The organism is Paenibacillus taichungensis, assembly GCF_047302525.1.
Lineage (GTDB): Bacteria > Bacillota > Bacilli > Paenibacillales > Paenibacillaceae > Paenibacillus > Paenibacillus taichungensis_B.
The window spans coordinates 2,807,805-2,829,249 of the sequence record NZ_CP168020.1; the positions used below are offsets into that span (position 1 = coordinate 2,807,805).

Below are 21,445 nucleotides of genomic sequence, written 5' to 3' on the forward strand. Positions count from 1 at the left end.
AGGTGCTTCACAAATGAGAGAAAGACATATAAATGTGAACGAACAACCTGATCGCCATGGAGAGCGATCCAGACACGGTCGTGGGGAAGATGAGCAACAAGGTGAACGTTCCAGACGTGGGAGAGGGCATGGAGATCATCACGGAAAACGGGGTAATGGGGCACAAACGTTTCGTCGTGGGAGAATTCTAGTCTTTTTGGAACAAATGCAGAATCGAAGAGCTACGTTGGCCAGACAGCTTGGTCAAGAGGAGTTTCGTAATATTCATCAGATGATAAGTGGTGAGCTGAAAGCCATTGATCAGGTCATTGATGAATACATCCAACTTTTTGAATTGCAAAATGAAGAAGAAAGCCCTAATCAGGATCTGGAGAGTGAATAAGAATGGTTCGTCGTTTTTTCTCGTATTATCGTCCTTACAAAAAACTGTTTTTAATTGATTTTGGTTGTGCAGTACTAGCTGGTTTACTAGAGCTGGCATTTCCACTTGCTGTAAGCAAGTTCATTAATGAATTGCTGCCAGGTCAAGATTGGCCGCTCATTATCCTCGCATGTATTGTATTGCTGTCGATCTATGCACTGAATACCGTCTTGAATTATGTCGTGACCTACTGGGGACATATGCTTGGCATTAACATTGAGACCAACATGCGTTCGAAGATGTTTGCTCATTTGCAAAAGCTATCCTTCCGGTTTTTCGATAATCGTAAAACGGGTCATCTGATCGGTCACCTTACCAATGATCTAAACGATATTGGAGAGGTTGCTCACCATGGACCTGAAGATGTATTCATCGCGATTATGACTCTAATTGGATCATTCTGGCTCATGGCGAATATTAATTTAGAACTCGCACTGCTTACCTTTATCATTATCCCTATCATGGCCTGGGTTATTATCGTGTTTGGCGGGCGCATGACGAAGACTTATCGGCGTCTCTTCGGTGATGTGGGCAATTTCAATTCCCGTATTGAAGATAACGTAGGCGGCATTCGTGTCGTACAATCGTTCGCAAACGAAGAACATGAGAAAAAACTTTTTTCCGTAGACAACGAGAACTTCCGCAAAACAAAGCTGCTTGCCTATAAAACGATGGCGAAGAGTATATCGGTCAGCTATATGATGATGCGTCTGGTTACCGTGTTCGTTATGATCAGCGGTGCTTGGTTCTTTATCGATGGCAGAATTGATATGGGTGATTTCATGGCATTCCTGCTCTTGTCTAATATCTTCTTCCGCCCGATTGAGAAAATAAATGCTGTAATCGAAAGTTATCCGAAAGGGATCGCTGGATTCAAGCGTTATCTGGAAATCATTGATACCGAGCCGGAAATCGCCGATGCGAAAAATGCCGTTGAGCTAAAAAGCGTCCGAGGAGATATTCGCTTCGAAAATGTCTCGTTCGGTTATGAGGAAAATCGACGTATTCTGAATAATATCAGTTTGTCCATCAATCCAGGCGAAACCGTTGCTTTTGTGGGTCCTTCCGGTGCAGGTAAAACGACCATTTGCAGTCTGCTTCCACGGTTCTATGAAGTAGAGGAAGGTCGGATTACCGTTGATGGAGTTGATATTCGTGAGGTCCAGCTGGAATCATTGCGCAGACATATCGGTATTGTTCAACAGGATGTATTTCTTTTCTCAGGCACAATTAAGGAAAATATCGCTTATGGCGATTTAACGGCAACAGACGAGCAAATCTGGGATGCAGCCCGTCGTGCATCTTTGGAAGAGTTGCTTCTTACTTTGCCAGAAGGGATCGATACGATCATTGGTGAGCGTGGAGTCAAGCTTTCTGGAGGTCAGAAACAGCGCTTGTCCATTGCTCGCATGTTCCTGAAAAATCCACCGATTCTCATCTTGGACGAAGCAACGTCCGCTCTGGATACTGAAACCGAAGCATTAATCCAGAAGTCCTTGGCGGAACTGTCAGTGGGCAGAACAACCCTTGTTATTGCACACCGACTGACAACGATCAAGAATGCAGATCGCATCCTTGTAGTCAATTCGGATGGCATCGCAGAGCAGGGTAACCATGAGGAACTGGTCGCTGCCGGAGGCATATACAGCAGACTTCACCAGGTGCAATACAGCCATTCTTAAAAGCAAGAAAACAAGCCGTGCATTTGCGCGGTTTGTTTTTTTTTGTTTTTCAATAAAATGGCATTCATTTAGACTATAAAATTCATTGATAATATATTGTTGACAACGTCCACTAAACTGATTATTATAATGTTGACAATGTCCACTAAAAGGGAGGGTTTGACATCGACTCTCAGCAAATAAATGCAGATATGTTGACTGAAATGCGGCGTTTTAACCGTTTTTATACCAATATACTCGGTGTACTCGATAAACATATCCTAGGAACGGGATACTCCTTCGCCGAAGCAAGGGTCATTATTGAAATTGGCATTCAAGGGGAGAGCATTGCGAACAATTTGGTGGATACACTGACCATTGATCGCAGCTACATGAGCCGAATTGTAAGTAAACTGACCCGAGAAGGGCTGCTGATGAAAGTAGATTCGGCCGCTGACAGCCGGGTTAGTTTGATTCGCCTGACCGAGAAGGGTCAGGAGCTTTACGGTGAGTTGAATGAACGTTCAGATCAGCAGATTGTGAAGTTAATGCAAGGTTTGGATGAGGAAGAGATCAGAGAAGTTTACGCTTCAATGATGAATATTCAGGATAAGTTGAACAAAAGAGCAGGAGAGACAAGACGATGATACGATTTGAATGTGATTACAGCGAAGGCGCGCATGAGCGTATTTTGCAAAGACTGATTTCAACGAACATGGAACAAACGAGCGGTTACGGTAAAGATGCCCATTGTGATCGGGCGAGAAGCCTTATTCGACAAGCTTGTGAAAATGAACAGGCGGATGTGCATTTTTTGGTTGGTGGTACACAGACAAATACAACGGTTATTGCCTCCATTTTGCGTCCGTACCAAGGCGTGATTGCAGCGACTTCGGGCCACATCGCAGTCCATGAGACGGGAGCGATCGAAGCCACAGGTCACAAAGTGATTACGGTACCAAGCAAAGATGGAAAGATCACGTCAGATCAGGTTAAAGCCGTCTATGATGCCCATTGGAATGATGCAGCACCTGAACATTGTGTCCAGCCCGGAATGGTTTACATATCCCAGCCTACCGAGAACGGTACGATGTACAGCAAGGCAGAGCTGCAAGCATTGTTTGATGTGAGTCAACAGTGTGGTCTCCCGTTCTTTATTGATGGGGCGCGTCTTGGGTATGCTCTTGCTTCCCGAAATTGTGATATGACTCTCGCGGATCTCGCCCGCCTGTGTGATGTATTCTATATAGGCGGAACCAAGATCGGAGCATTGATGGGAGAAGCGGTAGTCATCCTGAACGACAAGCTCAAGCCAGATTTTCGTTATGTGATCAAACAAAAAGGCGGCCTGCTTGCCAAAGGCAGATTGCTGGGTATTCAATTTGAAACGCTGTTTGAAGATGGTCTGTATCTTGAAATTTCCCAGCATGCTGTGGACATGGCCATGTTGATTCATGATTCGCTTGCGGAGCAAGGTATCGCTTTCCTATATGATTCACCAACCAATCAGCAATTTCCGATTCTGCCAGATGACCTGCTTCAGGATTTACGCAGCCGTTACTCGGTCACATTCTGGGAAAAGGTGGACGATACTCACAGCGTCGTTCGTTTCTGTACCAGTTGGGCAACTCAGCGGCAAAATGTGGATTCACTGATTCGCGATATTTCCCAGGGTCTGAACAAATTAAAACTTGTGTGTAATTATTAATATCTAAAGGATAGTACATTGGCGGAGTAAAACGCCAAAAAAGAAGTCGCCATGTTAATGGCGACTTCTTTTTTTGTTTGCTGCTAAATGTTCCATGAATGCACTTCTAAAATTGAATCACGACCATTTGATGACAGGACCACTCCGGTATCGTATAGGTCACGAGGCCGTTCACCTGACTAAATGGAAGACTAAGACGCTGTGGCGCCAGATACACGTCCTGTACTTTTTCAGCCGCTGCAATGGTTACCTCTGTATTATTGAGAGGAAGCAAATCTTCGATAACTTCCACACCTTGTCCTCTACGTACTGGAGAGGCATACAGCAGATGATTCACCCAACGGCTCGAGTTCGTCTGCATCTGCAGCGTGGTAACCCCTTGCGCAGGCAGATTGGTCATCAGCGACTTGTTGTTACTGAGTAAACGGTCCAGCGCGTAACAGATGATTTCCTTGACTGCCAAGCTCCCCTTCGTCGCATAATCTTCAAAAACATTCCACGCGATATAGATTCCATCCTGACCTTCAGCCATGCCAGTTCCCGATTCCTGCAGATCAGAAGGGGTATGCTGGTGAGAGCAGAAGGTGAACAAGTCACGGTTGAAATATGAATTCTCCTTACTGCCAAGTACGATGCCGTCTGTCGTTGGCACTGTATTCTGTCCTTCGGTATACATGACGAAAGAGGCTGTACGCAGTGAAGGTAGCTCGAAATTCGGACGGAAATAGGAGGGACGGATTGGGGACACCTCCTGAAATTCTACACCCAAATCGAATTCAAAGTCCGTTCCATCCGGTGAGAGTCCGGAGCGGCCAGTGGCGAGAATTTTGCCGCCGCCGGCAAGAAAGGCAGTAAGTTTGGTTTTGATTGACTCTGTAATGCTAATGGCATCCGGCAAAATAACAACTTTATATTTGGACAGATCAGCCTGTAGATCTACCACATCGAAGAGATAGTGGCCTTCCAGCAAAACTCTTACAGCACCGGTATCATGGTGGCTGTGCTGGAGATGAGGGTCGCCTCCGGCTTCCCATAAGGTTGCCTCCACCGATAGCAACGCGATATCTGCCTTAGCAGTAGTATCTCGGCACCATTCTTCCTTCGCTTCTACCTCACGGTAAGCTTCCCCAATCAACGAATACGTGGCAATATCCATCTGACCACCCGGATGCAGCTGATCTCCGATGGAGCAACGCGCTCCGTTCGCAAGGCTCAGTGCAGTTTCATAACGCAGCGCATTGGGATGCTTGTATCCACCGAATTCACCCCAGGAGGTATGGAATTTTCCGGTCATGCCGAGGAAATCCATGCCCAGTGTCTGCGCATAACGTGCAGAGAGCGGGAAGTGGTCGTACCCCCAGCCGCCCGTTGGTAGCGATTCCAACTCCAGATGGGTATTCACATGGGCGAGATCCCGCCGCCCACGGTCGACGTGACTGCTGTTGTGGAACACTGGTAATCCGGGTTTCACTGCGTGCACAGTCTCATTCATTCGATTAGCATAACGAGCGTAAGTCTGTTCCCACAGTTTTCTCATATCTTGAATGTTTCGTGGATCGGAGCCCTGTGAGCGAATCTCGGCAACACAATATTGACAATAACATTCCCGAACACCAACGATATCGAGGAAGATGCCGTCCGCATCATATTTCTTTACGACTTCCTCGACCTGTAGGGTGAGAACGTCAAGATAAGGGGTGTTCATGCAAAATTGATGATATCCTGGCTTCATAAAGTCGGCTGTCCAACTGATTTGCTCCTGCTGATTGCGGATGAGCCATTGTGGATGTTTGCGTGCGAGTCGCTCATCCAGGCCAGCGGAGAGATAGACCGGTGTCTTCACGCCAATCTCATGAGCAGCCTCAATCTGGGCACCCAGAAGATCGAAATTCAGATGTGGATGCATTTGATTGGCGGTAGTTGGGTGATAGGCCCAGCCATGATGGCACTTGGAGAATATGGTGATGGAATCGACATACCCAGTTTTGAGCATCTCCTGAAATTGCTGCTTCGAAAAATCACGGCCAATGCCTTCAATGGCTTCTGACGTATGAAAATCGAGATGAACTTGACGAAATTTCATGCTTGCATCCCCCTGGTCATTAAATGATAGAATCATATTATATCTACCACTCTAATCGATCATCGGCTCCGATACAGCCGACAATTACGACTATATATAGCACATTCTCTACATTTTGAATAAGGAGGGATCTCATGCTTGTACTTGAACTTCAAGTTCCGCCGTTCCCGCTGTTAGCAGCAATTGGGCACACCGAATGGCAGCCGGGAATGCAACATGCCCAGCGTTGCTTTGATGTGTTCGATCTTATTATTTGCGCCAAAGGAGCGCTATACATGGAGGAAGATGGCCTCCGTTACGAGATTGCGGAAGGCATGATGCTGGTTCTTGAACCTGGCAAAGAACACCGTGGCTATAGACCAACGGACGTGCAGACGGAAGTATACTGGATTCATTTCCAGCTCCCCTCTGTCCCAAAGATGATATTGAAAGAAAAGACGACTTGGGAGCAGCCTTTGCTTCAGCAAACAGACCAGGATATTGAGGCTCCTCCTGGAGTCATTGAAATTCCCAAATTCGCCGCGGTGGATTTACGTAACCTGGAGCCGATAATGAAAGAAATGCTTGAGCTGCACCATGTACTCACCCGTCAGCGTTCCTTCGAGCTGCATGTTCTGTTAGGCCAATTCCTTCTGCAATTACAGAAGGGAATGAGACAGAACAGCCCGCAGGCTCGTTCCTATTTTCTAAGCGAGAAGGTGGCGACTTATCTTGGTCAACGCCTAGAGCAGCCGTTTGATTCAGGACAGATGGAGCGTGATCTGCTTTATCATTTTGATTACCTAGCCCGCTGCCTGAAGCAGTATACGGGGATGAGCCCGCTTCAATACAGGCATCACCTGCAAATGGAGAAGGCCAAGCGGTTATTGGCACATTCTGAGCTTCCACTGAAGCGTATCGGCGAGTTGTGTGGACTGCAGGACCATAACTATTTTACAAGGTTATTCAAACGTCAAACTTCCCTTACGCCTGGAGAGTACCGCAAGAAGCATCAGTTGTATTTCATGGAATAGATATGATCAAACAAAAAAACCGCCCGAAAGGGCGGTGGATGATGACTTATTCAATGTCCCGGAATTTCAAATGCTCAAGCTTTAAAGTCCTCGCTTCGTACAGGACTAGCATTCGATAAGGCCTGCCGAAGACTATCCGCTCCATGTTCCTGGTAACTGGGAGTCCCCGGTTGTTGGCGCCAGGATTCGCCCAATCCGCCGGCGTCTATGGCATCAAATCCCAACTCCTCGACAAGTTGAAGCACAATTTTCTTTGTATCAGGATCATCACCAGCTACCGGCAGAGCAAGTCGATCCGGTGAACCGGCAGGCAGTCCACGTTCAAGCAGATTTATAGCGGAAATACCATTAAAGGCTTTGTTAACAGGATGTTTCAAGTATTGCTCGACCCATCGGCTTTCAGGTAAGCCACCTTCGATCTCAGCAATAAAGCCGTCACGCTGACGGGGGTAATAGTTCCCGGTGTCAATAATGGCAGCACCAGATGCAATTTGGTCTAAGATACCATCAGGGAGATCCGGAATATTCTTTTGTGGAATCGTTACAATGACCAGCTCGGCTCCATGGGCGACTTCCGTTACTTCAAGTGGTTTTGCGCCTGTCTCTTCAGCTAAATCCGTCAAGGTATGAGGACCGCGTGAGTTAGCAATCGAGACATCATGACCAAGTTTGGCGAGACGACGGGTGAGATTACCACCGATATTTCCCGTTCCAATAATTGCGATTTTCATTTATTCCGACTTCCTTTCCCGATTTAATATGGTATGACATCTTCACTGTAACAGAGAACAATAGAGCTGTAAACAACTTCTTGACTGAACGTTACAAATTACCTATACTAAGATTTATTATTTCGTTGAGAAGGGAGGAAATGAAGTGACCAGAGGTGGAAGACCAAGAGAATTTAAGGATACGGCTGTGATTGACGCAGCCATGGATGCTTTTTGGCTGAACGGTTACGAAGGGTGTTCTACTGAGGATCTATGTAAACAGACCGGTCTCGGGAAGGGCAGTTTATATAATGCGTTTGGCAGCAAACATGATTTATACGAAAAGGTACTCCAGCGTTATCATGAGGAAGGAATACGGGAGCAAAGCGAGATTTTACAGAGCTCCTTACCGTTGAAAGAAAGATTACGCGGCCTGCTGGAGTGGGGTATACAGGAGGATTTTTCGGAATCGGGGCGAAGAGGCTGTCTCCTAATTAATGCAGCAATGGAACGGGCAAGGGTTGATCCTATGGTTGAGCAAGTGGTAACACGTCATATCGGATTTTTGGAGGATGCACTTTGTGATCTGATGGAGCAGGGTTCCCAGACAGGAGAGATTACTTCAGGGAGACCAGCCAAAGAGCTGGCAAGTCTGTTTCTAAGCAGCTATTACGGACTTCGTGTGCTTAACAGCTCTTCACAGAACCGTGATCTGGCAAAAAGTATTGTTGAAGGCACATTGGCAGCTATTTACTAGCCGGGTAATCCGGCACTTTTTTTTGCATTAGTTTTGTACCGAACATTACAATAATGTGGTTATATAACTCATATGAAAAGGGGAATTGAAGATGCCATTGGCAATCTATGTGCTTAGCTTGGCTATTTTTTGCATGACTACCTCAGAATTTATGGTAGCTGGAATGATGAATACACTTGCGGGGGAATTTGGAGTATCTGTCTCGCAAGTAGGATATTTGATTACAGCCTTTTCAGCGGGGATGGTCGTGGGAGGTCCCTTACTAACCGCAGCTCTGCTGAATATGCCTAGGAAAAAAGCGTTTATTATGCTAACCGGTGTGTTTCTCGCTGGACAGTTGCTTGGCGCGATCGCTGGTAGCTATGAGGTTATGATGGCCTCACGCATCATTGCAGGTATTGCTTCCTCGGCTGCGTTTGGCGTATCAATCTCGATCTCTGCTTCACTCGTGGAGGAGAACCAGCGGGGACGGGCGGTGTCGATAATCTTCGGTGGTCTTATGATCGCCACGGTTCTGGGTACACCTGCTGCAACATGGGTGGCCGATGCATATGGCTGGCGTTTCAGTTTTTGGGCGGTCGCCATTCTTGTTCTATTGTCAGGAGTAACCGCATTGCGGTTGATCCCCGTATTATCCAGACCGGAGCCCACCAGTTTGCGTCATGAAATGAAATCTTTTCGCAATCGCAAGCTCTGGGCGGCTTACCTGACAAGTTTTCTTATTATAGGAGCCACATTTGCAGCATTCAGCTACTTTGCTCCAATTTTTACAGAGTTGACGGGCTTTTCCTCGGCCTCAGTGCCACTATTGTTTGTTGTGTATGGAGCTGCTACGGTTGTTGGTAATCTGATTACTGGCCGACTGGCGGACCGATACACCATGCTGATTCTAACGATAGGGCTTGTTCTCTTGACGTTTGGTCTTCTGATATTCGCCATTGGCGTACATACAGCTGCCGTGGTTATTCCTGCTGTAATCATCATCGGGTTGGCCGGGGTTCCAATGAACCCGCCTATGGTTGCGCGAGTGATACGTACGGGAGGAAGTGGTCTTATGGTGAACACCGTTCACACCGCGATCGTCACCTTTGGTGTAGTGGTAGGGTCTTCTGTTGGAGGCTTGGCAATTAGTGCCGGTTATGGTCTGGTTGCGCCGATTTGGGTCGGGGTTGTGTTGGCTTTGGTGGGTGTAATTTCGCTGCTTCCGTATATGCGTGGAATCTTCAAAGTTAAGGTTGTAGATATGGATATAAAGCATTAAAAAGCGTTCGATAAGCCGATTGGCTTTCAGAACATGGTGTTCAACAATATGAATAAAAGCAGCCCAGATACGATAAAAGTACTGGACTGCTTCTATTTTTTTTGAAATGTGCCCCGTGACATTTCTTCTTATTATTAATTATCCAAATGAATTATTCTAGTGAATTATTCTTCTGAAATAAATCTTTTGCCAAGCAACCACATTACGCCGCTAATGATTAGAAAATATAAGGGCATTACCAGCAATGAACCGTTATGCAGAGCACCCATTCCCCATGTCGTAAGGCTTACCAGCAAGTAGTAGCCCAAGCTGAATATGGCACCTGCTGTGCCAATTACATCTTGAAAATGAACAAGGGCAAGACTTAGACAATTGGGCAAAGCAATACCTGCGCCAATTAACAGAACAAACATGGCTGTTAACATGCAGATGATCTGCAAAAGATTGGGCACCAGAGACACGCTGCTTCCAAGGGTTAGGAGCAGAGCTCCGCTGGTCATAACCAGACAACCCAAACGAATGATCTTTTCCGGTGCGTAAACGGTTAATAATCTTTTGGAGATCATTGCACCGACCACCGATGCCAAGGCCACAATAATGCCCAGAAAACCATAAACGCCAGGCGACAGATCAAAGTGTTCTATGAAGATGAAGGGGGCTTCGGCATAATAACTAAATAAAACTCCGTTAATACCTCCGATCAATACGCCAAACACGATTACGCGCGGCATAGCGAGCATCTTTTTAACAACCGGAAGTATAGCCACCTTGGAGCGTAAAGCAACGTTCGTTGTCTCCGGCAGTTTAAGAAAAGCATATATGAACAACAAAACGCTCATCAGTACTAACGCCAAGAATACCCATCTGAAACCAAGGGCCTGATCAATCCAACCACCAATAAGTGGTCCAACTGCCGGCGTAAATGCAATGACAGCAGAGATTTGGGCAAACATCGCATGTCTTCGATCTCCCGATACACTTTCGCGAAGCATGGTTTGGGTGATAATCGAGCCAGTTGCGGCACCGAAAGCCTGTACGAAACGGCCGACGAGAAGCCATTGAATTGATTCCGAATAAAAGCACATCAAGCTTCCGATCCCATATACGATGAGACCACCCAGCATTGCAGGTCTACGACCAATCAAGTCGGACAGCCAGCCCCAGCAGAAAACGCCCAAGGCAAATCCTATAAAATAGATGCTTAACGTGAATTGTACGGAACTATTAGATACACCAAGTGCTGCTGCGATATCTGGCAGCGATGGAGTGTAGATGGTCTCACTGATTTGTGGAAAAGCGATAAGAACAATCATTAAAAGCAAAGATGGTACTGCATATTTCTTCATTATATATTAGCCCTCCTACAAGCTTATACTCTGTTATGACAACAAGAATATGAGCCTAGCTAGGGAAAGGGGGGCATCATGATGGCGAGACGACTATAAATCATCATTTGTTGAATTACCTTTCATCATTATAAGAGTAGGAGGGTTTGACAATCATTGTTAATACTCGGCCTAGGTTAACATGCTTGATATGGCAAGTCAACCAGCTCTGGCTAATCGTACGATTAAGCAGTTTTGTCCCAAGCACTGAACGTACTAGACTTGGAATTATGAAATTTAATAAAGCTAGCCATTCGCCAAATGGCAATATAGGACAGGGCGACTACATTATTCAGGAATCCAAGAGTTTTGGGATCAATACCTGAGATGAACATGAAGTCAAAGAATCGGATCGAGAAGATAACAATAATTAAAACATAAAGAGATACGTTTCTTTTATAATACATCTTGCCATCCGATTTCCGCTCGAATTGCGTCACCAGAATTAATGGAATCGACAGAATTGCACCTATACCAATTGAACTGATCATTCTGCCAGATGTAAGCACCAATGTAGGGTCGAACAATTCAAACAAAGATGTAGAGATATAAAGGATCGGAATTAATAGTTTTCGGCCAGATTCGTGCAATGGCTTCTTGCTGCCCTGGATGACGCCCCTCAAAATAAGTACGACAATTAATAATGAGACTGTTAAAGATATTGGATTCATGGTAAGCACCTCGTCTGTTTTTTGTGTAACCTAAGTATCGAGGATATTTTAAATTTTTATCAGTGTAGAAAGTAATTCGTTTGAGGTGACTTTTGTCATCTTCCCGCAAAAAAAACATTTTGCACGATGAGTGTGATGATGGTGCTTCTTATCGAGGGACAAGATTTGTTGTACAACATGGAACGTTTCTAAAACAAACTGGGCGACCTCTCCCAATTGAATTCCGGGAAAAAGTCGCCGCTTCATAAAATTTCTTTTTATTGTCTACTTGACAGGGTTATGACCACGGAAGGCCCTGTCGCTGTTTAAGGATCTGTTCAAATCCCTTCTGAATCATCTATACGCTGTAAAATTACTAGACCAGCTCTCGCGATGGGCAGCTCGTACAAACCGTCCTGAAGCTCGATTTGACGAAGTAGAACAATTTGACCGCAGCAATTTTTTACAGTTAGATCGTAACGACCCTGATGGTGGCAACGGACAACTACTTGTTCGTTATAAGTTCCGTTGGCTACAATGAATCGGTCATAGGTAGCGTCCATTGGGACAACAATATTAGCGTAAACAGCGACAATTTTCGTACCTCCTCTTTGAGAACTGACAAGTGGGTAAAGTAGCTCGGGTTGTTCCGGAACTAACTTACCTTTCAGCAGGATGTCACTGTTCTCCTTACAGAAGGAGAGCCAGAAGCGGAGCATTCCAACGTACGCTTCTCCAATCTCATCGAGACGAACAGAGATTTGAGGCACTGAGAAGAGAACGTTGATCAGCTGCATGGCTGCGCTTTCGACCGATTCTTTAGGGTTGAACATGATCATGTCGGAATGGACGGCTGTATTCCCCGACAAAAGTCGCAGGTCGAGCGTGCGGATGCGATTTTGGATGGAGTCGTTCGGGCAATCGTTGGCCCGGAACATGTTGCCGTATTTTCGCATTAGCGGACCGATGTACGTTTGGCGGAATTCGATGAGAATATCCGGCTTGATGGCTCTCAGTCGCTCCATAACATCGGAGAGCAGGCGGTCCACCGCTTCAGGCACTGATTCATAATCCCGTCCTTCCGCCGTTCCCTCCTTCTGATCCGGGCTCAGTCTGAAGCTATCCACGAAATCCAGCTTCAGACCGTCGATATCCCACCCGGATACGGCCTGTTCATAGGTGTTGATCAGGTATTCCCGGACATCCGGGTACCGTGGGTCCAGCACTCCCGTATTCAGCTTCTCATCTACCCGCAATAGTTTATTCTCGAACTTGCTCCATACCTTGCTGCGCTTCCCTACAAATGGCACGGAGTACCATAGCATATATTTCATGCCCAGCCGATGTACGGTATCCACATGAGCTTTCATGTCCGGAATCTTGCCCGCATAGACTTCCCAGTCCCCGGTATACGCATAACCCCGGTTGTTGTCGTCCGTCTGCCAGCCATCATCAACGATAATGGTGTCACAGCCAAGTTCCTTAGCAAGTCTGCATTGTTCCTCCAATTCGGCAGCGGTCAATTTCTGATGATAGGAATACCACGTGGAGTACATGGGGCCGAGGGCCACTTCAGGAACTGCGGCGGGTTCATAGCCGGGAAGGCATTCCCACCACTCGGTTACATCTTCAATCGCCTTATAGAAGGGGATATCCCTACGGTCGATTCGAAGCGTTGCTTCGTAATGATCGAGTTTCGGCATTGCTTCTTCAAACAGGGTAACAGAGCATAGGAAGGTGGAATCCTCTTCATGGATACCGGCTTTTATCGACACGTTGTTCAATGCATCAGTAAAAGCGAAGGTCATTCGATTTCGCCCCTCTAGATTATATAAAGAGGCCACAGGCGCGAGAGAAGTGCTTTTGGACTGGAAACCATCGCCCCAATCCACTTGAAGGGCTTTATTGCGGTCTGTTCCCGGATGCCATAAAGAGTGGATGTCTACGGCGGGAATAGACCACTCGACCCGGCACACTGGCGGCTGTTCTTTTTTCACAGCTGATAGTCGGATATGGACCAGAAAAAGGTTCTCCGTAATGGTTTCGATGTTGGTAAAGCTGTCAAATAAGGTGCTGTTACTGTTAATAATTACAGTGGGGCAATCGTAGTTGATTAAAGTTTTCATAATACCTCCTGCTTGTAGAAATAGATAATGGACTAACAATACCTTGTTTAGAGTATAATATTCACAAAAAGTTTAGTAAACAAATAAAATAAATAAACGTGAAACAAAATATAAATACCATTTTGTAGTAATATAAATATATGTAAGCGATGACAATGAGGTGTTGTCAAACGATTTGATCTCTGATATAGTGAAAACACGCATTAGTTCACTAATGTTTAGTAAACAAAATACAATGTGATTGGCAAGCGCTTGGCAAAACTATAAAATGATTGTGAGGGGTGTTTCCCAAATATGAAGTGAAAAGGTGATTAGTAGTGCCAACTATTCGTGATATTGCAAGTCTGGCGGGTGTTTCTCCATCTACAGTTTCCCGTGTACTGAACGGGGATCCTTCCTTATCGGTATTGGAGGAAACAAGAAGAAAAATTCTTTCTGCTGCAGAACAGCTGCAATATAAAGTAACCCAGCGTCGTCATACCAATCAAGCGGCGCAGTTGAAAGATTATAAAATTGGATTGGTGACCTTCTGTTCGGAGCAATTTGAGTCGGAGGACCCGTATTACCTGACTATAAGGCTGCAAATCGAGAAAGAATTCAATCTGCTGGGGCTTCACATTACTCGGACTATTCGCTGGGTGAACCATGATTCGTATGAAAGCCTGTCGGGGCTTGATGGCCTTATAGTGATTGGCAAGTTCGAATTCGATCCATACAATTTGTACTTCAGCCGAATACATAACATTGTTTTTGTCGACTATTCGCCGGATGAGGACCGCTTTGATTCCGTCGTCGTCGATTTTGACAAGGTAACTCGGATGGCTTTGGATCATCTTACCGGACTTGGCTATACAAAAATTGGCCTGATCAGCTCACGCGATTTCATCAATCGTTTTGGTTCCAACTCTGGTATAGATTCAGTGGATCAGCGGCAAAGCAGTTTTGAATCTTATATGAAGCAGAAAAATCTGTACCTGCCTGAGCATGTCCATATCGGTAACAATTTCTCCATGTCTACTGGGTATCAGCTCATGAAGGAAGTGATTGAAAAGCAGGATTTACCGGAAGCTTTCCTGATTGGTTCCGACCCCATGGCGATAGCTGCTGGGAGGGCATTAAAGGAAGCCGGTTTAAAGGTTCCGAAAGATATCGCAATGGTCGGCATCGATGATATTGAAATGGCTTCTTACGCCAATCCGCCGTTAACCACGGTGAAAATCTACACTGAACAAATGGGCCAGAGCGCGGTAAAAATGCTGCTTGAACGTATCGGTGGCAGAGAAGTGCCGTTAAAGATCGTGATTCCGTCGAAGCTGATTATTAGAAGTAGCTGTGGTGCGGAAATCAGGTCCATAGGGGACGCGGAAGGTTGACCTATATTTAAATATTCAATTCAATAGGGGGAAAAATGATGAAAAAATGGTCTTTGATTATTTTATCTCTACTTGTTGTAATTGCATTGTCGGCGTGTTCTGGAAATGGAGGGAACTCGTCGGAAAGTCAGAGTGGGACGAAAGACAAGGGGAAAATAACATTTGCCTTCTGGGGAGCTCAGTCAGAAGCTGATGCGATCAAGCAGGCCATTGATAACTTCGAGACAAATTACCCTGACATTCAGGTTGAGAGCCAGTGGATTCAGAAGGATTATCTTACCAAGCTACAGACGATGATTGCTGGAGGGACGACTCCTGATGTCATGCTGATCTCAGGAGGGGATTTGCCTGGTTTTGCAAACGCTTTCCAAGAATTGAAGTTGGATGAATCGCTCTTCAGTTCGCCTTCCCTCGTTGATTCCATGAGTGTGGATGGCAAAGCATATGCAGCACCATTTATTATCAAGCCTAAAGTCATGGCGATTAACGTCGATCTTTTTGAGAAAAAAAACATTCCGCTTCCAAGCAAGACCGAACCGATGACGATTGAACAATTCAATGACATCGCTAAGAATCTCACATCTGGAGAAGGGGCAACAAAGATTTTTGGTTCAGAACCGCTGTGGCTCGGTAACTGGATTTATGCGTTCGGCGGTCAATTTTACAGCGATGATCTGAGTAAGTCGGCACTTGATTCACCGCAAGCCATAGCAGCTGCCGAGTATATTGTCTCTAGCAAACAAGCCGGCATCGTGCCGAACGACAGTGAGAAGCAGGGACAAAGCATGATGAACTGGTATTTGGGAGGAAGAATCGGCATGTTCACCGACTTCGGTCCTTGGTATTTGCCACAAATGGCTGATGTGCAGAAATTCAAATGGGATATTGTTCCTTTCCCAGGGAACGGCGGTTCCAAAGAAGTTAACGGGCTGGCTCTAAGCAAAGACAGCAAGAATGTTGAAGCCGCCGAAACTTTCATTAATCATCTTACACAAAACGAAGAAGTGCAAAAAATCATCGGAGGAAACAAGAATGCCTATGGGGTTCCGGTTATTTCCAGTGCAACAAGTGCGTTTGAAACGGTTTCCCCTGACAAGAACCTGAAAGCCTTCGTACTTGCCGCCGAGAAGCAGCATACACAAGAAGCCCAGAAGGGTACGAATGAAATCAACAACGAGATGAAAGCTATCGACGATACGACACCAATCGGAATTGGAAACAAGGATGTGAAGGAAGTATTCCCGCAGGTGGCAGAGAAGATAAACAAGATTTTACAACAAAACTAACGGGAGCAAACTATGAATGGAATAATAGAAGGGATCTACAATTTCTATGAAGGAATAGGGGCACCGGCAGCTGTGTTGCCTCTTCTCCCTTTTCTGACCGTTATCGTGCTAGTATTCGCTATTATTTTTACCATTACCAGAGTTCTTGTGAAAAAGAGGATTATCCATACCAAAACAGCAAGTTTTTATTTGTTCGTCTCAGTCTGGATCATTGGCTTTCTGTTATTTACGGTAGGTCCGATGATTTTCTCATTCTATATCAGCTTCAACAAATGGGAGGTCGTCAGCGACCCGAAATGGATCGGTTTGGACAACTACCGCATGCTATTCAAGGATACCATGTTTTATAAATCGCTGTCCGTGACCTTCTATTACACACTCGTAAGTGTACCCTTGCAGGTCATTCTCTCTTTAGCGATTGCCTTACTGATGAATTTGAAGCTACGCGGGATCTATTTTTTCCGTACCATCTATTATTTGCCAACGCTCGTGCAGGGTGTTGCACAAATGGTGCTGTTTATCTGGATCTTTAACCCGAATGTCGGTCTGGTCAATTCATTATTGCGTTTGATAGGTATCGAAGGCCCCGGCTGGTTCTCCAGTCCAGAATGGTCAATGCCTGCAGTCATTATCATGAGTCTTTGGACGGTCGGAGGCAATATGATTATCTATCTGGCCGGTCTTTCGGATATTCCACAAAGCCTGTATGAGGCGGCTGAGATTGATGGAGCAACGGCGGCAAGAAAAGCCTGGCATGTGACGCTACCACAGATTTCACCGATTTTATTTTTCAACACCGTTACAAGTATGATTGGGGCATTCCAGACCTTTACCCAAGGTTTCATGGTTAACGGTGGACCGGATAATTCGTTGTTATTTTATGCCTACTATCTATATCAAAATGCCTTTATGTGGTTCAAAATGGGCTACGGTTCGGCGTTGGCCTGGGTACTCTTTGTGATTATCCTCCTGTTCACTGCGCTCGTATTCCGCAGCAGTGCATTATGGGTTTATTACGAAACAGAGCAAACCGGAAGGAGGAAGCGTCGTGTCCGTAAAAAAAGAGCGTAAATCTGCTCACAAAAAGGTTCATTGGCTGGCCTATATATTGCTTCTGATCGGGAGCGTTATGTTCCTGTATCCCTTTCTCTGGATGGTTTCTGCCTCTCTGAGGAGTCTGGAGGAGGTTGCAGTTTCCGGGATGAGCATATGGCCTGATAACTGGCGCTGGGATAATTATGCGAAGGCGCTTACCGCGTTCCCGTTTGGTCGTTATCTAATCAATACTGTGATTACAACGGTGTTCCCTATCATTGGTACGGTTCTTTCTTCATCTATTGTGGGTTATGCCTTTGCCCGTTTGAAGGTGAGGGGAAGCGGGATATTGTTCGTACTGGTGTTGTCAACCATGCTGTTGCCAGGCGAGGTTACGATGATTCCGCAATTCATTCTGTTCAAGAATCTGGGCATGCTGGATACGCTTTACCCGCTGATCGTTCCAGCTTTCTTTGGATCGGCGTTCTATATCTTTTTGCTACGTCAGTTCTATTCCCGGCTACCCGTCGCATTGGAGGAAGCAGCGATCATCGACGGCTGCGGTTATTTTAAAATTTGGTGGAAGATTTTCCTACCACTGTCCAAACCAGCTCTGATGGCGGTTGGGGTCATGGTCTTTATGGGCTCCTGGAACAACTTCATGGGACCGCTTATTTATATTAACAGTGACAAATGGAAGACACTCACGCTCGGTCTCGCGGGGTTCCAGGGTACTTATGCCACAGATACCAACTTGCTAATGGCAGCGGCTGTTGTAATCACTTTGCCGTGTATCCTATTATTCTTCACCGCGCAAAAAGCATTTATGGAAGGTCTGACCTTCTCAGGTTCCAAGGAAAGTTAAACCGAAAAAGGACAGGAGTGACTTTGTCATGTCTTATGAGAGAGAAATAGAATCCCAAGCTGGTGCTGTAACTTTTCAATCTTCCGATAAGGAGTTGAATGAAGGTTTTGTTTGGGCCAAACGGCAGGCGCTGGAATATGCCCACTTTGGTGAAGATCCCGTCGGGCTATGGTACGAAGCCGCTCTTCCAGCCAGAGAGGCATTCTGCATCCGTGATGTAATGCACCATAGCACCGGAGCTGCTGTTCTTGGACTTCGTCTCCATACCAAGAATATGATCATGCATTTTGCCGAAAATATTGCCGAGTCACGTGACTGGTGTACATACTGGGAGATCAATAGGAACAATGTTCCTGCACCAGTCGATTATGAAAGCGATGAGGATTTTTGGTATAATCTCCCGGCAAATTTCGACATTATTGACGCCAGCTTGCGTCAATACTTATGGACGGGCGATACTTATTATTTAAATAACAGTAAGTTACTGGACTTCTTCAATTTAACGTTAAATGAATATACAAGTACCTGGGACAAAGACGGAGATGGAGTATTGGAATATTATCCCGAATACGGACGCAGGGGCCTGGCTACATTCAACGAAGCTGGACATCAGCCTTTGATGGGTGGTGATATGATCGCTGCTCAAATTGCCGGTTACCGTGCATTTGTCCATCTGGCCAGTCTCAGGGGACAAACGGAGATAGCGGAAGTGTACACTACCAAGGCGCAAGACTTGAAACGGCGTTATGAGCAAGAATGGTGGAACGAGGAGGAGGGGCGCTTCTTCGGCGCCAAGCTGCAAGACCATTCTTTCCTAACAGGCTATAATGCAGAAGGGACATTTCTCCCTCTCTATTACGGGTCGGTCAGTGACCCGGAGAAACTGCATAAGGCGCTTGAGGATGTCAAGATCAATCGTGTTGCTAACGTTGAAGGAAAGACTTACCTGCCGGATATTTTTTATCAGTACGGCCAAAATGAAGAAGCCTTTAGTGAATTGAAAGAGCTGGTGAATCCATCATTGGAGCGACGGGATTACCCTGAGGTATCTTATTGCGTGATAGGTTCCATGGCCGCCGGATTGATGGGAATTAAGGGAAACGGAGCATCCGTAATCAGCACCTTGCCAAGACTTACACATTCACTGGAATGGTCGGAAATGGGTAATATCCCTATCCTTGATCGGAACATTATGATTAAACATACTGGGAATACAGAGAGTGAAGTGACGCTGCAATCTGGAAAACCTTTTGTCTGGAAGGCTGCTTTTCCTGTAAATACCGAGACGTTATACCACAACGGCATAGCCGTTGCTGCCAAACAGGAAACAAACGAAGGTGGAGAACAGATCAGCTTTATTTCAATAAAAGTGGCTGAAGATGAGATGCACCGTGTGTCCATTGCGCAGGAAGGTTAATATTCAGTCAGGGTCTCTGCATACTTGTGCCATGTGACAGAGAGTCATAAAATGCTTTTCTAGAGATATGTGCCTCATTTTTTGGAGGTACATATCTCTTTTTTTTAGTAATTTTTTTGGGGATATGTCCATTCATTCATTGCAGTGCTGGAGTGCGCTAAAAAATATCAAACGGTCGCATCATTTCGTAGTCTTCATGCTCAAGCATGTGACAATGCCATACATAACGCCCGGTAAAGGGTCCGAAACGAGCAATAATCGTTGTAACGTAACCGAAGGGGGTTGCTACAGTATCCTTTAATCCCATTTCATACGGATTAGGAGGAGTGGGGGGCCCTGTGAAAATAAGTTTTCCAGTTTTCTGAAAATGAGAAACATCAAAAGGCTGACGATCAAGAATTTGAAAATCAACCAAATGAATATGAATGGGGTGAGGATCATCATCAATGATATTGATGATTCGCCAGATTTCAACCGTATTTAATTCAATTCTTTCGGAAATTCGATCCATCCACATTTTTCCATCTAATAGATTTAAGGAGCGACCATATTGATCCTTCACTCTGACAAGTGTTAAATATCTTGTTCTCTTTGCCATACTTTTTGGGAGTCGTTCGAATGCTCCTAAATAAAAGGGAAGTGAGCTGGTATCAATACTTTTTAATGGAACACTTATTCTGAATTGCATGATATCTATTGTTTCAGGGGACGCACTCTTGGTGACATTTTTGAGAATAATAGTTTGACCATAGTATTGAGAAAAATCAATGATCACATCTATACGCTCGGCACTTAAAAGTACAAATTCGTTTATTCTTACTGTTGTCTCAAGAAAGCCACTATCGGTTCCAAGTTGATAAAATGGTTGATTGGATTCCATTCTTAAGGTAAGGATTCGACTATTGGATGCATTTAAAATCCGAAATCGGTATTTTCTTGGTTCTACCTCCAAAAATGGATAAACCTTGCCGTTTATCAGAATGGTATCCGCATCAAAAGGAGGAACAAGGGAAGGGTGAGGAAGACCTGCATCATTTTGATCCGGTTTGCTGGGGTAGTATAGTGACCCGTCCGGATTGAATGATCGGTCCACAATGAGTAGAGGGATTTCATATTTTCCTTTCGGAAGATTAAGGGATTGTTCATTTTGGTCTCGAATGAAATAAAATCCCGCGAGTCCTGCGTAGACGTTCAATCTTGTAATTCCTACTGTATGGTCGTGATACCATAACATTGTTGCTCGTTCAATATTTGGATACGTATAAACCTCTCGCTCAAACAAAGGCCCCGTTTGCTCAAAATTTCTCGTAAACCAAGCTTCGGGGTAGCCATCACTATGAGCTGGCGTTCTTCCTCCGTGTAAATGCACAACGCTTCTACCCTCTGGAACAGTTATTTCCGAACCATGAATCGTAGTATCAACGGGAAGAAAGTGCTTATTGGGCAGGTCGTTCATCCATTTAACAAACACGGTTTCATTCTTCATCACTTCAAACGTAGGACCTGGAAATGTTCCGTCATAACCCCATAAACGTGTTGGTCCCAGGTCTCTATGCAGCTTCTGAGAAAACTCCTTCATAGTCACTTCATAATAAGAACTATTACTGCTTCGCTTCTTAGGAGATAATGTGTTTGGAATAGGCAGTTCATCCACGAATTTTTGCAGTTTTATCTTTTCAGGCATAAGAATTGGG

Annotated in this window: 18 protein-coding genes; 12 read left to right on the top strand and 6 right to left on the bottom strand. The window is 45.3% G+C overall.

Translation table 11 applies throughout. The features are described from left to right. Positions 1 to 13 precede the first annotated feature (13 nt). The 4 genes from ACDJ58_RS12835 (at position 14) to ACDJ58_RS12850 (ending at position 3,790) form a co-directional block, all read left to right on the top strand. Positions 14 to 382: a hypothetical protein gene (locus ACDJ58_RS12835; RefSeq protein WP_413378437.1), complete on the top strand. Its 369-nt coding sequence runs from the start codon at positions 14 to 16 to the stop codon at positions 380 to 382. A 2-nt stretch (positions 383 to 384) separates the two neighbouring features. Further along, positions 385 to 2,103: an ABC transporter ATP-binding protein gene (locus tag ACDJ58_RS12840; RefSeq protein WP_413378439.1), complete on the top strand. Its 1,719-nt coding sequence runs from the start codon at positions 385 to 387 to the stop codon at positions 2,101 to 2,103. A 191-nt stretch (positions 2,104 to 2,294) separates the two neighbouring features. Beyond that, entirely contained in the window at positions 2,295 to 2,729 is a 435-nt protein-coding gene (locus ACDJ58_RS12845) for a MarR family winged helix-turn-helix transcriptional regulator (RefSeq protein WP_231952523.1), read from the top strand. Further along, entirely contained in the window at positions 2,726 to 3,790 is a 1,065-nt protein-coding gene (locus tag ACDJ58_RS12850; RefSeq protein ID WP_413378442.1) for a threonine aldolase family protein, read from the top strand. Before ACDJ58_RS12845 ends, ACDJ58_RS12850 begins: the two co-directional genes overlap by 4 nt. A gap of 106 nt (positions 3,791 to 3,896) precedes the next feature. Here ACDJ58_RS12850 and ACDJ58_RS12855 read toward each other — a convergent pair whose 3' ends face one another. Beyond that, a complete protein-coding gene (locus ACDJ58_RS12855) occupies positions 3,897 to 5,873 on the bottom strand; it encodes an alpha-amylase family protein (RefSeq protein WP_413378444.1) in 1,977 nt (658 codons plus the stop codon). Between the two features lie 134 nt (positions 5,874 to 6,007). Here ACDJ58_RS12855 and ACDJ58_RS12860 point away from each other — a divergent pair, with 134 nt between their 5' ends. After that, the gene (locus tag ACDJ58_RS12860) at positions 6,008 to 6,886 is read left to right on the top strand and encodes an AraC family transcriptional regulator (protein WP_413378446.1); all 879 of its coding nucleotides are present in this window, start codon (positions 6,008 to 6,010) and stop codon (positions 6,884 to 6,886) included. A gap of 74 nt (positions 6,887 to 6,960) precedes the next feature. Here ACDJ58_RS12860 and ACDJ58_RS12865 read toward each other — a convergent pair whose 3' ends face one another. Then, complete coding sequence (locus ACDJ58_RS12865; protein WP_413378448.1) at positions 6,961 to 7,617, bottom strand: NADPH-dependent F420 reductase; 657 nt, start codon at positions 7,615 to 7,617, stop codon at positions 6,961 to 6,963. A 145-nt stretch (positions 7,618 to 7,762) separates the two neighbouring features. Between ACDJ58_RS12865 and ACDJ58_RS12870 the strand changes: the two genes are divergently transcribed. Both ACDJ58_RS12870 and ACDJ58_RS12875 read left to right on the top strand, forming a co-directional pair. Further along, positions 7,763 to 8,353 carry a TetR/AcrR family transcriptional regulator gene (locus tag ACDJ58_RS12870; RefSeq protein ID WP_413378450.1) on the top strand — a complete coding sequence of 197 codons (591 nt, stop codon included), beginning with the start codon at positions 7,763 to 7,765 and terminating at the stop codon, positions 8,351 to 8,353. 91 nt (positions 8,354 to 8,444) lie between these two features. After that, positions 8,445 to 9,614, top strand: coding sequence for an MFS transporter (locus tag ACDJ58_RS12875; RefSeq protein WP_413378452.1), 1,170 nt, complete (start codon positions 8,445 to 8,447; stop codon positions 9,612 to 9,614). A 164-nt stretch (positions 9,615 to 9,778) separates the two neighbouring features. Here the strand turns inward: ACDJ58_RS12875 and ACDJ58_RS12880 are convergent, their stop codons facing one another. From ACDJ58_RS12880 to ACDJ58_RS12890, 3 genes are all read right to left on the bottom strand, one after another. Further along, positions 9,779 to 10,960: a multidrug effflux MFS transporter gene (locus ACDJ58_RS12880; RefSeq protein ID WP_413378454.1), complete on the bottom strand. Its 1,182-nt coding sequence runs from the start codon at positions 10,958 to 10,960 to the stop codon at positions 9,779 to 9,781. Positions 10,961 to 11,184: 224 nt separating this feature from the next. Continuing rightward, entirely contained in the window at positions 11,185 to 11,670 is a 486-nt protein-coding gene (locus tag ACDJ58_RS12885) for a CcdC protein domain-containing protein (protein ID WP_413378456.1), read from the bottom strand. Positions 11,671 to 11,987: 317 nt separating this feature from the next. After that, positions 11,988 to 13,775, bottom strand: coding sequence for a glycoside hydrolase family 36 protein (locus tag ACDJ58_RS12890; RefSeq protein ID WP_413378458.1), 1,788 nt, complete (start codon positions 13,773 to 13,775; stop codon positions 11,988 to 11,990). A 317-nt stretch (positions 13,776 to 14,092) separates the two neighbouring features. Here ACDJ58_RS12890 and ACDJ58_RS12895 point away from each other — a divergent pair, with 317 nt between their 5' ends. Genes ACDJ58_RS12895 through ACDJ58_RS12915 form a run of 5 tightly spaced genes read left to right on the top strand, consistent with a single transcriptional unit; the run spans position 14,093 to position 19,751 of the window. Then, a complete protein-coding gene (locus tag ACDJ58_RS12895; protein ID WP_413378460.1) occupies positions 14,093 to 15,148 on the top strand; it encodes a LacI family DNA-binding transcriptional regulator in 1,056 nt (351 codons plus the stop codon). A gap of 35 nt (positions 15,149 to 15,183) precedes the next feature. Then, on the top strand, positions 15,184 to 16,434 hold the full coding sequence (locus tag ACDJ58_RS12900) for an extracellular solute-binding protein (RefSeq protein ID WP_413378462.1): 1,251 nt from the start codon (positions 15,184 to 15,186) through the stop codon (positions 16,432 to 16,434). Between the two features lie 12 nt (positions 16,435 to 16,446). Then, entirely contained in the window at positions 16,447 to 17,505 is a 1,059-nt protein-coding gene (locus ACDJ58_RS12905) for a carbohydrate ABC transporter permease (RefSeq protein ID WP_413378464.1), read from the top strand. Next, a complete protein-coding gene (locus tag ACDJ58_RS12910) occupies positions 17,483 to 18,334 on the top strand; it encodes a carbohydrate ABC transporter permease (protein ID WP_053782315.1) in 852 nt (283 codons plus the stop codon). Before ACDJ58_RS12905 ends, ACDJ58_RS12910 begins: the two co-directional genes overlap by 23 nt. Before the next feature lie 28 nt (positions 18,335 to 18,362). Then, positions 18,363 to 19,751 (top strand): MGH1-like glycoside hydrolase domain-containing protein, encoded by a 1,389-nt coding sequence (locus tag ACDJ58_RS12915; protein WP_413378467.1) that lies wholly within the window; start codon positions 18,363 to 18,365, stop codon positions 19,749 to 19,751. Between the two features lie 157 nt (positions 19,752 to 19,908). On the opposite strand, the gene ACDJ58_RS12920 is transcribed toward ACDJ58_RS12915, so the two are convergent. Further along, positions 19,909 to 21,435 carry a multicopper oxidase family protein gene (locus ACDJ58_RS12920; RefSeq protein ID WP_413378469.1) on the bottom strand — a complete coding sequence of 509 codons (1,527 nt, stop codon included), beginning with the start codon at positions 21,433 to 21,435 and terminating at the stop codon, positions 19,909 to 19,911. Positions 21,436 to 21,445 lie beyond the last annotated feature (10 nt).